General features: G+C 57.7%; 12 protein-coding genes. 5 read left to right on the top strand and 7 right to left on the bottom strand.

Annotated features, from left to right (window positions below; genetic code table 11):
- Positions 1-27 precede the first annotated feature (27 nt).
- On the bottom strand, positions 28-1,077 hold the full coding sequence (allD, locus tag IBT46_RS09155) for an ureidoglycolate dehydrogenase (protein WP_200545414.1): 1,050 nt from the start codon (positions 1,075-1,077) through the stop codon (positions 28-30).
- A 365-nt stretch (positions 1,078-1,442) separates the two neighbouring features.
- Here allD and IBT46_RS09160 point away from each other — a divergent pair, with 365 nt between their 5' ends.
- The 5 genes from IBT46_RS09160 (at position 1,443) to IBT46_RS09180 (ending at position 7,495) form a co-directional block, all read left to right on the top strand.
- Positions 1,443-3,110 carry an acyl-CoA synthetase FdrA gene (locus IBT46_RS09160; RefSeq protein WP_200545415.1) on the top strand — a complete coding sequence of 556 codons (1,668 nt, stop codon included), beginning with the start codon at positions 1,443-1,445 and terminating at the stop codon, positions 3,108-3,110.
- 9 nt (positions 3,111-3,119) lie between these two features.
- Positions 3,120-4,385, top strand: a complete 1,266-nt coding sequence (locus IBT46_RS09165) for a DUF1116 domain-containing protein (RefSeq protein ID WP_200545416.1) — start codon at positions 3,120-3,122, stop codon at positions 4,383-4,385.
- 34 nt (positions 4,386-4,419) lie between these two features.
- Complete coding sequence (locus IBT46_RS09170; RefSeq protein WP_200545417.1) at positions 4,420-5,238, top strand: DUF2877 domain-containing protein; 819 nt, start codon at positions 4,420-4,422, stop codon at positions 5,236-5,238.
- A 78-nt stretch (positions 5,239-5,316) separates the two neighbouring features.
- Entirely contained in the window at positions 5,317-6,219 is a 903-nt protein-coding gene (locus IBT46_RS09175) for a carbamate kinase (RefSeq protein WP_200545418.1), read from the top strand.
- 58 nt (positions 6,220-6,277) lie between these two features.
- A complete protein-coding gene (locus tag IBT46_RS09180; protein WP_200545419.1) occupies positions 6,278-7,495 on the top strand; it encodes an MFS transporter in 1,218 nt (405 codons plus the stop codon).
- Positions 7,496-7,571: 76 nt separating this feature from the next.
- On the opposite strand, the gene IBT46_RS09185 is transcribed toward IBT46_RS09180, so the two are convergent.
- The 6 genes from IBT46_RS09185 to IBT46_RS09210 form a co-directional block, all read right to left on the bottom strand.
- Positions 7,572-8,603: an ABC transporter permease gene (locus tag IBT46_RS09185; RefSeq protein ID WP_200545420.1), complete on the bottom strand. Its 1,032-nt coding sequence runs from the start codon at positions 8,601-8,603 to the stop codon at positions 7,572-7,574.
- A gap of 22 nt (positions 8,604-8,625) precedes the next feature.
- The gene (locus tag IBT46_RS09190; protein ID WP_200545421.1) at positions 8,626-10,170 is read right to left on the bottom strand and encodes a sugar ABC transporter ATP-binding protein; all 1,545 of its coding nucleotides are present in this window, start codon (positions 10,168-10,170) and stop codon (positions 8,626-8,628) included.
- An 11-nt stretch (positions 10,171-10,181) separates the two neighbouring features.
- Complete coding sequence (locus IBT46_RS09195; RefSeq protein ID WP_200545422.1) at positions 10,182-11,117, bottom strand: sugar ABC transporter substrate-binding protein; 936 nt, start codon at positions 11,115-11,117, stop codon at positions 10,182-10,184.
- Positions 11,118-11,187: 70 nt separating this feature from the next.
- Positions 11,188-12,153, bottom strand: coding sequence for a sugar phosphate isomerase/epimerase (locus IBT46_RS09200; protein ID WP_200545423.1), 966 nt, complete (start codon positions 12,151-12,153; stop codon positions 11,188-11,190).
- Positions 12,150-13,148 carry an inositol 2-dehydrogenase gene (iolG, locus tag IBT46_RS09205; protein ID WP_200545424.1) on the bottom strand — a complete coding sequence of 333 codons (999 nt, stop codon included), beginning with the start codon at positions 13,146-13,148 and terminating at the stop codon, positions 12,150-12,152. The genes IBT46_RS09200 and iolG overlap by 4 nt, the downstream gene beginning before the upstream one ends.
- Entirely contained in the window at positions 13,141-13,911 is a 771-nt protein-coding gene (locus tag IBT46_RS09210) for a Gfo/Idh/MocA family protein (protein WP_234480054.1), read from the bottom strand. Before IBT46_RS09210 ends, iolG begins: the two co-directional genes overlap by 8 nt.
- Between the last annotated feature and the right edge of the window lie 10 nt (positions 13,912-13,921).

Here is a 13,921-nt window from a genome sequence, read left to right on the forward strand (position 1 = left end):
GCGCCGCGCTGCTTTATTGCCAGGATGTTAGCTGGCAAACGGATCTTTATGATCGTACGATTTTTGATAAATATCGTCAGAAATCAGGTACTGATATATTTCATCTACAATGTCGATGCCGTCACGATCGCTTTCAATTTCGCGAAGATGGCTACCCTGACCGGGATAAAGCACTTTTTCCACGCCCGGTGCCGGTTTCACTTCATTCAGTTCTTTCATCACCTGGCTGATATTTTTACGGAAGCTGCTTTCATTGGTGAAATAGCTCGGATTTAACACAATATGCAGCTGCCCCAGTTCGCGACCTGCACTGAGATCGTGATACATCGAACTCACATGTTTGCCGAAAGGCAGTCCCAGCAGAATGCCGGAAAGGATATCGACCATCATCATCAGGCCATAGCCTTTAGGCCCGGCGATCGGCAGTAGACCGCTGACGGCAAATGGATCGGTGGTGTTTTTGCCTTCAGCATCGACGGCCCAGGTATCCGGGATAGGCACGTTGCGTGAACGGGCGTCCAGTACTTTGCCCCACGCCTGCACGGTGGTTGCCATATCAAAGGTGATATTTTCGTCGCCTTCCGCCGGTGCGGAGAAAGCAATCGGGTTGGTGCCGTAGTAAACATCCGCACCGCCGTAGGGAACCACCATCGGATCGGACTGGCAGACGGAGATCCCAATCATACCGGCTTTCGATGCCTGCTGGACAAAGTAGGAAAGTGCGCCGCTGTGGCCGATGCGGCGAACGCCGACCACCGCCACGCCGTTTTCTTTCGCCATGTCGATGGCGCGATCCATGGCCAGCTTCGCGGCTACGTGACCGGCACCGTTGTCGCCGTCAAAAATGGCGCTGCAGGGGCCGGTTTTTTCAAAGGTGAAGTGGGGATGATTGTTGGTGCCTCCCTTGCTGATGCGCTCTGAGTAGTATTCAACCCTGACCGCTCCGTGAGAATGGATGCCGCGTGCATCAGCATGAACCAGAACATCCGCGACGATACCGGCATGTTCCTGGCTTAATCCTGCGGAATGAATTTTATTCCGAATAAGTTGATATAATTCTTGTTTAGAGACTTTCATAAATAGTCCTTTGGTTACTGCGGTTTAATTAATCCACCTCTGCGGCCTAATGTATAAAGCTGGGAGTTAAATAATGTGATCCAGACAGGCATTATTCCATTGGCTCAAATTTTCTTTGAATGCTCAGGGGATTATTAGAATATTTCTAACAAATAAGCCCTTCCTTTCTCAGTGAATTTATTAATCCGGCAGGTATTCGACGATTTTTTCTAACAATGGGTAAAGTGTGATAGCACTCACCTTTATCAACCCTTTTTATTTGTAGTTTTTCGGGCAGCAATAATGGCTCGGAAATATACAGGTTATGAAAATATTTAGCCGCCGTTAATGATTGTGATGTTCACAAGATGTTTAAGGATATTACTATGGTCCATGCTTTTCTTAAAAAAGGGAGTTTTCAGGACTCAGTCAGCCTGATGCTAATTTCCCGCAAGCTCAGCGATTCTCCACGCGTTGATGAAATATCGGTGATGATGGGGACACCTGCGAATAAATCCCTGCTGGAGGCCACCGGTTTCTGGCACCCGGAATTCAATGAGGCAACCCCTAACGACATCTGCGTGGCGATCAAAGCCGACTCCGCCGACGAATCAATCACGGCAGAGATTGCCGATGAGCTGGATACCGCGCTGAAGGCGATTGCTCAGGGCCAGCAGGGCGGCAAACGCCTGCTTAAAGCGCGCAGCTGGCGTACCGCACGGCAGAAACTGCCGGATGCCAACCTGGTACTGATTTCGATTGCCGGTGAATATGCCGGGCAGCTGGCCGATCAGGCGCTGGACGACGACTGCAACGTGATGATGTTTTCCGATAACGTCAGCGTGGAACAGGAACGCGCACTGAAAACCAAAGCCAGCGAAAAAGGACTGATCGTGATGGGGCCGGACTGCGGCACCGCCAATATCGCTGGTGCACCGCTGGCCTTTGCCAACGTGGCCCCGAAAGGCTGCATCGGGATTATCGGCGCATCGGGCACCGGTATTCAGGAACTGACTTCGCAAATTACCCTCGCAGGGCAGGGTGTTTCTCACGCTATCGGCCTGGGCGGCCGTGACTTAACCGCCGACGTGGGCGGCATCAGCGCCCTCAGCGCGCTGCGTATGCTGGCCGCCGATCCACAGAGCAAAGTGTTGGCATTCGTTTCCAAACCTCCTGCGGAAGCGGTGCGCACCCGGGTGATTGCCGAAATGAAAACCCTCGGCAAACCGGTGGTGGCACTGTTCCTCGGGGCGAAAGCCGCGCAGAAGCAGGATGGCAATATTACCTTCGCCGCCACGCTGGATGAGGCCGCGCGCCTTGCCGCGATGCTGGGGCACGTGCAGCAGATGGCCGAACAGCAGCCTGCTGTCTGCGGGGGAAAAATCTCCGGTCTGTACGCAGGCGGCACGCTGGCCGCAGAGTGCGCGATGCTGCTGGCGGACCGCCTGGGCGTTGAGGCCGACAGCAGCCACCACCACGGCTCAATGCTGAACGCCGACGGTCATCGCATCATTGATATGGGTGACGACTTCTACACCCAGGGCAAACCGCACCCGATGATTGACCCGTCAACCCGCAATCAGGAAATCGCCCGGCTGAGCCAGCAGACGCAGGTTGGCGTACTGCTGCTGGATGTGGTCATCGGCTACGGCGCGCAGGAGGACCCGGCAACCTCGCTGGCGACCGAAGTAAAATGCCTGCGTGAAAAACGTGGTACGGCCCATCCGCTGGCAGTGATCGCCACCGTCACCGGGACTGAACAGGACCCGCAGCAGCGCTCAGCGCAGATCGCCATCTTAAATGAGGCAGGGATCGCGGTAATGAATTCACTGCCGGAAGCGGTCGCGCTGGCCGGTTATCTGACCGATCCGCAGCCTGCCCAGTCAACCGAACCGGTTCCGGCGCTGCTGAACGGTGTGTCGGTCATTAATGCAGGCCTGCGCAGCTTTGCCGAGGATCTGCAAGCCAACGAAATTTCAGTGGTTCACTACCAGTGGGCTCCGGTTGCCGGCGGCAACCAACGTTTAGCTAACATACTGAAAAAATTAAAGTAAGGGATTGATATGTACGATTCTATTGAACAAGCCAACGCCGCGGTTATCGCCCGCATTCGTGAAGCCCGCCCACACTGGATTGACGTCGATTTAGCAAAAAAACGGGTTCCTGAACTAAATCAGGGCAGAAAGCTGCTGCATGCCGGTCCTCCCGTCACCTGGCAGGAAATGAGCGGCCCGGTTCGCGGTGCCTGTATCGGTGCCTGCCTGTTTGAAGAGTGGGCCAGCGATGAACAGCAGGCGCTGGCGCTGCTGGAAAAGGGTGAAATCGAGTTTATCCCCTGCCATAACGTCAGTGCCGTGGGTCCGATGGGCGGCATCACTTCCGCGCATATGCCGATGGTGGTGGTGAAAAACCATACCCACGGTAACTTCGCCTACTGCAACCTGAACGAAGGCATCGGTAAAGTGATGCGTTTCGGTGCCTACGGCCCGGACGTGCAGGAACGCCACCGTTGGATGCGCGACTCGCTGACCCCGATTCTGAAAGACGTGCTGGCAACCTTTGCTGACGGTATCGACCTGACCGCCCTGATGGCGCAGGCCATTACCATGGGTGACGAATTCCACCAGCGTAATATCGCCGCCTCCGCGCTGCTGATGCGCCAGCTGGCACCAAAAATCACTCTGCTGGATCGTGATAAGGCCGAGCTTGGCCGCGCGATGCACTTCCTCAGCATCACCGATCAGTTCTTCCTCAACCTGGCGATGGCCTACTGCAAGGCGGCGATGGATGCCGGTGCGGAGATCAAACAGGGAACCATCGTGACGGTGATGACCCGTAACGGCAAAAACTTCGGCGTTAAAATCAGCGGCATGGGCGATCGCTGGTTCACCGCACCGGTGAATACCCCGGAAGGGCTGTTCTTCTCCGGCTATAGCCAGGCCGATGCGAACCCGGATATCGGCGACAGTGCGATCACTGAAACCTTCGGTATCGGCGGTGCGGCGATGGTTGCAGCACCTGGCGTAACCCGCTTTGTCGGTGCGGCAGGCGGTATGACGGCGGCCACTGAAATTTCGGAAGAAATGGCGGAAATCTTCCTTGAGCGCAACATGATGCTGCAAATTCCAACCTGGGATTTCCAGGGTGCCTGCCTGGGCCTTGACGCGCGTCGCGTGGTGGAAACCGGCATCACCCCATTGATCAACACCGGTATTGCCCACCGCGAAGCGGGCGTCGGTCAGATCGGTGCGGGTACCGTGCGTGCGCCGCTGGGCTGCTTTGAAAAAGCCATCGAAGCGCTGGCCGAAGAGCTGGGTATCACCGGTTAAGTCAGTACTAACCGGGGAGTCCGGGGGAGGAGAGATGGAAAGTATTGCGCTGGCCGTCAGCCGTCATGCCACAGAGGACTTCGGTCCACTGCGCTGCGTCGGGCATTTTCGCAACGCGATCAATCTTCTTACCCCGGGCCAGCATTTGCTGACGCTGCACCGTGAAGGGCGTGGGCTAAGTCCGATGGGATGGGAAATCGCCGATGAAGACTTTGACGATTTCTCCGACGAACTGGCCGAGTCCCCGGCGTGCGAACTGCTACCAGAGGGGATCGTGCTGGCGGATATCTGCCTCTGCCCGTCGGAACATCGTGCCGATCTGTCTCTGTCACGAACCGGGCAGATCGCCGTCGATCCGCTGGAGGCGGTGCTGGCTGCCACAACGGCTGAAACCGGGCTGTTCGGCCGCCTCGAGCACATCATCAGTCAGCCTTTAAACGCGGAAATTCTGCAGATGCAGCAGCAGTTCCGCGCCTGGCTGCTGAGCGAAATCGTGGACTGGAGCAGCGTGCTGGGAAAAGGCCCGGGTCTGACGCCGGGCAACGATGACACGGTGCTGGGGATGCTGTTTTGTGCCTGGTTCGATCGGCGTATTGATGTTACCCGGTTACCCGCATTTTTTGCCGCCAGCCGCCCGCTGGATGAGCTGACGACGCTTGTCAGCGTCAACTATCTACGGTTTGCCGCGCAGGGGGTTTTCTCCTCGCCGATGCAGCAGTTTGCAGCGGCGCTGTCCGGTGACCGTTCGCTGCCCGCTGCCGTTGGCGAGCTGCTGGAAATCGGGCACTCCTCCGGCGTGGATACGCTGCTGGGCATCTGGTCCGGGGCCAGAGTTATCAACAGTCTTTATTAAATTTGCAGGAAAAATCGCTGCCGGGCTCGCTCCGGCAGGGGTTCCTGTTACCTGAATTCAGAGAAAACAGAGGTTCGAATGGAAACGTTAGTGATTGCTCTGGGGGGCAACGCCCTGTTGCAGCGTGGTGAAGTGCTGTCCGCTGAGAACCAGTACCGCAGTATTTCTCTTATTGCCGATGCGGTTGGCAAGCTGGCGAAAAAATACCGCATCGCTATTGTGCACGGCAACGGCCCACAGGTCGGGCTGCTGGCCTTGCAGAACCTGGCCTACCGTGACGTGCCGCCTTACCCGCTGGATATACTGGTGGCGGAAAGCCAGGGGATGATCGGTTACATGCTGGCACAGCAGCTGTCGGCGTATCATCCGTCGCAGCCGGTTTCCACGCTGCTGACCCGCGTGCTGGTGGACAGCAACGACCCTGCTTACCAGCAGCCGAGCAAATTTATTGGCCCGGTTTACCAGCCGTCGCAGCAGCAGGAGCTGGAACAGAAATACGGCTGGAATATGAAGCTGGACGGCAGCTATCTGCGCCGCGTGGTTCCTTCGCCGGAACCAAAGAAAATTATTGATATTGAAGCAATTAATTTATTGATGTCGAAAAATCATATCGTCATCTGCAACGGCGGTGGCGGTGTACCGATGGTTGCTGAGGGCGACAGTCTGGTGGGCAGCGAAGCGGTGATCGACAAAGATCTGGCCTCGGCGCTGCTGGCGGAAGCGCTGGATGCCGATCATCTGGTGATCCTCACCGACGCGGATGCGGTCTACGAACACTGGGGAACGCCGAAGCAGCGCGCGATCCGCTCTGCCACCACGGGTGAACTGGCACCGCTGGCGGTTAACGACGGTGCGATGGGACCAAAAATCATGGCGGTCAGCCGCTTTGTACAGCGCAGTGGCAAAGTCGCACATATCGGTGCACTGAAGGACATTGACGCCGTGCTGGCCGGTACGGCGGGAACACTAGTGACACCGTAAAGTAGTATCAGGAATCACGATGGGCCTTCGCGCCCGTCATACCAGGGAGTATGGCTTTATGCAAACAACAAAAAATGAACGGGTCCCGTACTGGATTAAAACCGTTATTATCTTTTTCCTCGGCTGGGTGGTGATTTACGCCGCACGTTCGGTACTCAGCCCGGTAATGCCGCAGATCGAAACCGAATTCGGCCTGTCTAAAAGTCAGCTGGGTTTGATCAGCAGTCTGTTCTTTCTGGCCTATACCCTGCTACAGGTTCCGGCCGGACTGCTCGGCGACCGCTTAGGCAGAAAGCGCATTCTGGTCGGCGGCTTTATGCTGTTTACGCTCTTTATGGCCGCTATCAGCATTTCACCCACCTTCCTGATTTTTATGCTGTTGTGGATGCTGACCGGTGCATCGCAGGGCGTCTATTACGGCCCGCAGTACGCACTCTCATCAGAAGCTATTCCGAAAAAGTGGATCACCCTCGGCAGCGCGGTAATCGGCAGCGGCATGTCGTTTGGTATCGCGCTGGGTTATTACCTCTCCAGCTTTATGATTGAGCACTACCACACAACGTGGAAGATGCCGTTCCTGGCGATGGCGCTGCCGGTATTGATCGTAGCGCTGCTGATGCTGGTGTTTATCCGTGAAAAAGCACCGTCTACGGATGCTAACCCTGCTGCCGGGACAGAAACCAAAGGCGACTTCAAATTCGGCGATCTGTTTAAAAATCGCAATTTGCTGATGGCCTACATCACCATCTTCTGCTCGATTTACGGCTTCTTTGTCATCATCACCTGGCTGCCGTACTACCTGCAAAAAGAGCGCGGGATGGACATTGTGCACGCGGCGGGCATCGCCTCGATCGTGCCGTGGATATCGGTGCTGGGTACGCTGATTTGCAGCTATATTTCCGACAAGCTGGGCCGTCGGAAACCCGTTGTGATGTGCATGCTGCCGTTCTCGCTGCTGGCGATTTTCGGCATCGTTTACTCCTCGAGCGAAGCGGCGCTGATTGGCGTGCTGGTGCTGTACGGTTTTATCGGCAAAATCAGTCTTAACCCGGTACTGATTGCGCTGGTGGCGGATAACGCACCGCGCGCCGCGCTGAGTACCGCCTTCGGCCTGTACAACTTCTTCGGCATGGCGGCATCAATCTTTGCCCCATACGTAACCGGGTTTATCGCCGACAGTACCGGATCGCTGAACGCGGGCTTCTACTTTGCTGCATTGATCACCGTGGTGGGATTTGTGGCGATGCTGTTTGTGAAGGAAGGTAAGCGGGTTTAGCCCGTTGTGGAGAGGCTCATCGCCGGATGAGCCTCTTAGTGCAGGTGGAGCTGAACGATTACCACCCACCGCCAAACTACACTTTTTTCTTCGATTTCCCCGACTGACGATATTGATCCACGATCACTGCCATCACGATAATCGAGCCTTTAATAATATCCTGGTAGTAAGCATCCACCCGCAGGAAGGTAAAGCCGGACATCATCACCCCGAGGATCAGCGCGCCGATAACCGTTCCCAGAATGCGGCCGCGGCCGCCCGCCAGTGAAACCCCGCCGATCACCGCAGCGGCAATCGCGTCCAGCTCGTACATCATCCCCATCCCGGCCTGCGCGGTTTTAATGCGGGCAATCGCCACCATCGCCGCCAGCCCGGCCAGCAGCCCGGCAATCACGTAAATCTTGATTAGATGGCGTTCGATATGAATGCCGGAAGCGCGCGCTGCCGCCGGATTCGCGCCGATAGCGTAGGTAAATTTCCCAAAGCGGGTGTAGCGCATCACCAGATGGAAAATCAGCGCCACCAGCAGGAAGATGGCTACCGGTGCCCAGCGGCCCAGACCGTTCCCCAGCCAGGCAAACCCCTCGGTGAAGCCCGACACCGGGCTGCCTTCGGTATACCAGTTGGCGATGCCGCGTGCGGCGACCATCATGCCAAGGGTAGCAATAAACGGCGGAATCTTCGTCAGGCCGATCAGCAGGCCGTTGACCAGTCCGGCGAGAGCGCCGATTGCCAGCCCCACCAGCAGCGGCACAAAGAACGGCAGATCGCTTAAGTGGGGATAGAACAGCTTCGGCCACACCGAGGACTGCGCGAAGGTGGCCGCCACCATGGCGCTCATCGCCACCACGGAACCGGAGGAGAGGTCGATCCCGCCGGTGACGATCACCAGCGTGACGCCAACGGCAATAATGCCAATGACCGCCACCTGCAGGATGATGATTTGCAGGCGCTGCATATTAAACAAAAAGCTCTGTCCGACAATCAGCCAGCCGGCAACTTCAAACAGGGCGGCAATGCCCAGAAACACCAGGAAAATACTGGCTTCGGTCGGCAGGCGTTTTTTACGCCGTGCCGATACTGACGGCACATTATCAGTGGTAGACATCGTCATACTTTCCTCACGTCTGTTAATGAGCGGCCAGGCTCATAATGGTTGTCTGGTCCGCCGTTGCGGCGTTTACAATTCCGGTGACTTTGCCTTCGTGCATCACCACGATCCGATCGCTCATTCCCAGCACCTCCGGCAGTTCAGAGGAGATCATGATGATCGCCACCCCCTGGCGGGCCAGTTCCACAATTAACCGGTGGATCTCAGCCTTGGCCCCCACATCGATCCCTCGGGTGGGTTCATCCAGGATCAGAATGCGCGGTTTGGTCAGCAGCCAGCGGCAGATCAGTACCTTCTGCTGATTGCCGCCGGAGAGGTTCTCAATGCACTCATGCATATCCGGCGTTTTGACCCGCAGCTTCTGGCAGATTGCGTGGCAGTCGGCTTCCAGCTGCGCTGCATCAACAATGCCATTGCGGCAGTAGCCTTCATGGATGGCGGCGATCTGCATATTTTCCTGAATATCCAGCGGCAGGAAGCAGCCGGTCTCCTTACGATCTTCGGTCAGCATCGCCATGCCGTGGCGAATGGCTTTATATGCGGAGGAGATAACCCGTTCATGGCCGTCGAGCGTGATGGTGCCGCCGGTCGCCGGGGTGACGCCGAACAGCGTTTCCGCCACGTTTGAGCGCCCGGAACCGACCAGTCCGGCAAAACCCAGGATCTCCCCGGCACGCAGCTCGAAGGAAACATCGCGGAATACGCCGTCCAGCGTCAGGCCGTCGGCCTTCAGCACCACCTCGCCAATTTCCACGCTCTCCTTGGGAAACATCTGGGTGATCTCGCGGCCCACCATCATCTGGATCACCCGATCGCGGCTGATATCGCTGGCGGCATGCGTGCCCACGTATTTCCCGTCGCGAAACACGGTAAATTCATCAGCGATTTCGTACAGCTCGTTCATCTTGTGGGTGATATAGACAATGCCGATACCGCTGGCGCGCAGGTCGCGGATAATCGCAAACAGATGTTCCACTTCGGTTTCGGTAATTGACGAGGTGGATTCATCCATAATCAGCACGTCGGCATTCAGTGATACCGCCTTGGCGATCTCCACCATCTGCCGGCTGGCCATCGACAGATCGCTAATTTCAGCATCGGGGTCCAGGTTGATCTTCAGGCGCTTCAGCAGCGCTTCGGTTTGCTGGTACATCGCCGTATGATCGATGAAGCCAAAGCGATTGCGCGGCTCACGACGTATCCAGATATTCTCGGCTACCGTCATCGGATTCATCAGCAGCAGTTCCTGATGGATCATGGCGATCCCAGCCTGCTGTGCCACCAGCGGGCTGGAGAGGGAAACCGTTTCTCCGCGAAGCCGGACCTCGCCGCTGTCAGGCTGGTACAGGCCGGAGATGATTTTCATCAGCGTCGATTTTCCCGCGCCGTTTTCACCCATCAGCGCGTGGACGCTGCCGGGACGGATACGCAGGCTGACGTTATCCAGCGCGACCACGCCGGGAAACGCCTTGCGGACGTTATCCACTTCCAGCACATATTCGTAATCGCGCGAGGGAGAAGGGCCGCCCCGAGGGGCGGCGGCGGTTAAAGTTGCAGTTATCATGGTCTGCCCGCTTATTTAACAAACTGGTTCATATTGGCTGGCGTCACCAGCTGATAGGGGATCAGTACGCGATTTGGCAGTTTCTCACCCCTGGCCAGTTTTACGGCCGCAATCACCGCTTCCTTACCCTGGGCGACTGCGTCCTGGAACACGGTGACGTCAAGATCGCCCGCTTTCATCGCCGCCAGTGCGTCAACGGTGGCATCGATCCCGGCGACGACCACCGAGTCCATCGGGCGGCCCGATGCTTTCAGCGCCTGTATCGCGCCCAGCGCCATTTCATCGTTGTTAGCCAGTACGGCATCGAAGGTCAGGCTGGTGGAAAGCCAGTTGGTCATCAGGTTATTGCCGCCGGTACGGGTCCATTTACCCACCTGCTTATCGACCACTTTGATCCCCTGGCACGGCGCTTTACTGAAGACGTCGACTACCGCTGCCGTGCGCTGTACCGCCGACTGCTGGGCCAGATCGCCCATCATAATCAGTACGTTGCCTTTGCCGTTCAGCAGGCGGCAGACCTCTTTCGCCTGTAGCGTGCCGCCTTCTTTTTCACTGGAGCCGACGAACGCCTGGCTGGCCGGTAGTGAGTTGATATTGGCCGGCTCGCGGTTGACGTAAACCAGCGGAATATTGGCCGCTGCGGCATCGTCACTGATGGACTGCACGGCGTCGCTGTCCACCGGATTCACGATGATCGCGGTCGGGCTGGAAGCGGTGAAGTTCTGGATCTGATTCAGCTGGGTGCCTATCTCATTTTTTCCATCTTCGATTTGGGTCTGAACGCCTTCCGTTTTCGCCTGCTGAATAATGGCGGTGCGCAGGATGGTCAGCCAGTTATCGTCAAAGGCGGACATCGCCACGCCAATACGCGGCGTGGCGGCAGTAACGGCACCGGAGAGGGGCAACATGCAGAGCAGAGTGATAATATTTTTTTTAAGGGTACGCATGATGTTCTCTTTCTTTTCATGGGGGAGGAAAAGGGCCGCGTGAACGGCCCGGTATCACCTGTCCGCTGACTTAACCGATATCCGGCAGACGGTAGTCCGACGGCGCATCGGCAAGGCAACGTTCCAGTAACGCGACGGATTTACGCATCCCTTCATCGCGTGCCAGCACTACGTCTTCGTGCTCGATACTCAGCACGTCGTCGTAGCCCACCTGGCGCAGGTGGTAGCAGAACTGCTTCCACCACTGTTCGTCCTGTCCATATCCCAGCGTGACGTAGTTCCACGCCCGCTCGCGGCTGCTGACCGGATGCAGGGTTTCCAGCCGGCTGCTGAGTGCGGTCTGGCGGGCATTAACAAAGGTATCTTTGGCGTGTACGTGGTAGATCGCCTCACCCAGCTCATGAATGCAGGCCAGGGGATCGGCTCCCATCCACAGCAGATGGCTGGGATCGAAGTTAACGCCCACCGTTTCGCCAACCGCTTCCCGCAGCCGCCAGAACGACGGCACGTTGTAAACCAGCTGCCCGCCGTGAAACTCGATGCACAGGCGGCTGACGCCGTGCTCGCGGGCGTTTTTTACCCGCTGTTTCCACCACGGGATCGCCACTTCATTCCACTGATATTCCAGAATCTGCGAGCAGAACGGCGGCCAGGCCACGGTGATCCAGTTCGGCCAGCTGTCGCCCGGTCCGCCCGGCAGGCCGGACATCATCACCACGCGATCGATATTCAGCAGTCCAGCCAGCTCCAGCGTCGCATCGGCACAGGCCTGATGGTCGGCGCCGCTCTGGCCGGGATGCAGCGGGTTGCCGCTGGCGTTCAGCGCGGAGATGGTCAGGCCATGATCGGCGACCTTCGCCAGGAAATTCCGCCGCGCGTCGCCGCTGGCCAGCAGCCCCTTCAGGTCGATATGCGGTGCCGAGGACCAGTTGCCGCAGCCGAATTCAATATGGCTGAGGTCCAGTTCGGCGGCGGCGCGCAGCATCTCGTCCTGGCTGAGATGACCGAGGCTGTCGGTAACCATGCCGATTTTCATACGCGGTTCCCCGGCTGCACGGCTTTACCGGTGCGCAGAGATTCCAGCGCCGCATCCGCCAGCAGCAGTGCCTGCAAACCGTCTTCGCCGGATGGATGAATAGCAGTGCCGTTTTTCAGGTGTTCGATCAGCCCACCCAGCTCCAGACGATAGGCATCGCCGTAGCGCTGCAGGAAGAAGTGCATTGGTTTCTGCGCCACCACGCCTTCCGCGACCGATTTAATCAGGCTGCTTTCCGGGTGGTTAGCTACCGCCAGCATCCCTTTGCTGCCGTGGACTTCAATACGCTGGTCGTAGCCGTAGCTGGCGCGGCGACTGTTGGTGATCACCGCGATTTTGCCGCTGGCGCAGGTCAGCGTAATCACCGCCGTATCCACATCGCCCGCCGCTTTAATCTCCGGATCGACCAGCGATGAGGCGCTGGCGAAGACCGATACCGGCTCTTCCTGCAGCAGCCAGCGGGCCATATCCAGGTCGTGAATGGTCATATCGCGGAACAGGCCGCCGGAGGTTTTCACATAGTCGGCGGAAGGGGCGGCAGGATCGCGCGAGCTGATGGTGACCAGTTCGGTATTGCCGATCTCGCCGTTAACCAGGCTTTGCTGTAGCCCAGCCATGCTTGGGTCGAAGCGACGGTTAAAGCCAATCATCAGCGGAACATCCGCTTCGCGCACCGTGGCGAGGCAGCGTTCCACCCGCTCCAGGCTGAGATCCACCGGTTTTTCGCAGAAGATCGCTTTGCCGGCGCGGGCGGCGGCTTCAATCAGATCGGCATGGGTATCGGTCGCACTGCAGATGGCGACAATATCAACATTATCGTCATTCAAAACCTGATCCAGCGTGCTGACCTGTGCGCCATATTTTGCCGCCAGCGCTTGCGCCGCCGGGGCATAGACATCCATCACGCGAACCAGACGGCAGTCCAGGTGGGCGGCAATATTACCCGCGTGAATTTGCCCGATGCGGCCCGCACCCAGTAATGCAACATTAAACATGGTTTTCCCCTTGGTTAAATTCCGCGATAGCAACCGGACGGCGCTCGCGCGATGAGAGTTGAATGGCTTCCAGAACCTGCGCGACGGCCAGACCATCGCTGAAGGCGCCTTTTTGCCACGGTTTGCCTTCGGCCACCGCCTGCATAAATTCGGCCATCATAAAACCGAACCCTTCGGCGTAGCCGACCGCCACGCCGTCGTGCGGCACCGGGATCAGATCGCTGAGGAACGGGAACGACGGCTGGTTAGCCAGGGTGATAAAAGCACCGCCTTCGCGTTCAGCGCGGGCAATATGCAGTTCGCCGGGGCGTTCGGAATTAAACAGAATGGTGCCCCGGCTGCCGGTCAGCGTGAACGACAGGGTATTGCCCATGCCGACGGTGACGCGGCTGGCGGAGAACATCCCCTGGCAGCCGTTGCGAAAGCGCATCACGCAGGAGCTGATGTCGTCGGTATCGACTTTTTCACTGCGATCGCTGAGCGCCACGTGGTTGTGGCCCGCGTTAGCGGCCAGCGGCAGATAGCGGTGGGTAATCAGCGTATCGGTCGCGGCACCGACTATTTCGCTGATATCGCCGCAGAAGAAGCGGGCAATATCGATCGCATGCGCACCGATATCATGCAGCGCACCGCCGCCCGCTTTGCTTTCGGTATAGCGCCAGCTGTGCGGCAGCAGCGGATCGGCCGCGTAGCCGCACTGGTACTGGATAAGCAGATGGTTCAGGGTACCGATTTCACCGTTCTCCACCAGCTGTTTGATCATCGCCACGGCG

Source organism: Erwinia sp. S38, from assembly GCF_016624545.1.
Taxonomy (GTDB): Bacteria; Pseudomonadota; Gammaproteobacteria; order Enterobacterales; family Enterobacteriaceae; genus Erwinia; species Erwinia coffeiphila.

Coding starts and splice junctions, on each gene's coding strand:
- IBT46_RS09185 (WP_200545420.1), bottom strand. CDS start 8,603: ATGTCTACCACTGATAATGTGCCGTCAGTATCGGCACGGCGTAAAAAA.
- iolG (WP_200545424.1), bottom strand. CDS start 13,148: ATGTTTAATGTTGCATTACTGGGTGCGGGCCGCATCGGGCAAATTCAC.
- IBT46_RS09200 (WP_200545423.1), bottom strand. CDS start 12,153: ATGAAAATCGGCATGGTTACCGACAGCCTCGGTCATCTCAGCCAGGAC.
- IBT46_RS09160 (WP_200545415.1), top strand. CDS start 1,443: ATGGTCCATGCTTTTCTTAAAAAAGGGAGTTTTCAGGACTCAGTCAGC.
- IBT46_RS09190 (WP_200545421.1), bottom strand. CDS start 10,170: ATGATAACTGCAACTTTAACCGCCGCCGCCCCTCGGGGCGGCCCTTCT.
- allD (WP_200545414.1), bottom strand. CDS start 1,077: ATGAAAGTCTCTAAACAAGAATTATATCAACTTATTCGGAATAAAATT.
- IBT46_RS09195 (WP_200545422.1), bottom strand. CDS start 11,117: ATGCGTACCCTTAAAAAAAATATTATCACTCTGCTCTGCATGTTGCCC.
- IBT46_RS09180 (WP_200545419.1), top strand. CDS start 6,278: ATGCAAACAACAAAAAATGAACGGGTCCCGTACTGGATTAAAACCGTT.
- IBT46_RS09175 (WP_200545418.1), top strand. CDS start 5,317: ATGGAAACGTTAGTGATTGCTCTGGGGGGCAACGCCCTGTTGCAGCGT.
- IBT46_RS09170 (WP_200545417.1), top strand. CDS start 4,420: ATGGAAAGTATTGCGCTGGCCGTCAGCCGTCATGCCACAGAGGACTTC.
- IBT46_RS09210 (WP_234480054.1), bottom strand. CDS start 13,911: ATGATCAAACAGCTGGTGGAGAACGGTGAAATCGGTACCCTGAACCAT.
- IBT46_RS09165 (WP_200545416.1), top strand. CDS start 3,120: ATGTACGATTCTATTGAACAAGCCAACGCCGCGGTTATCGCCCGCATT.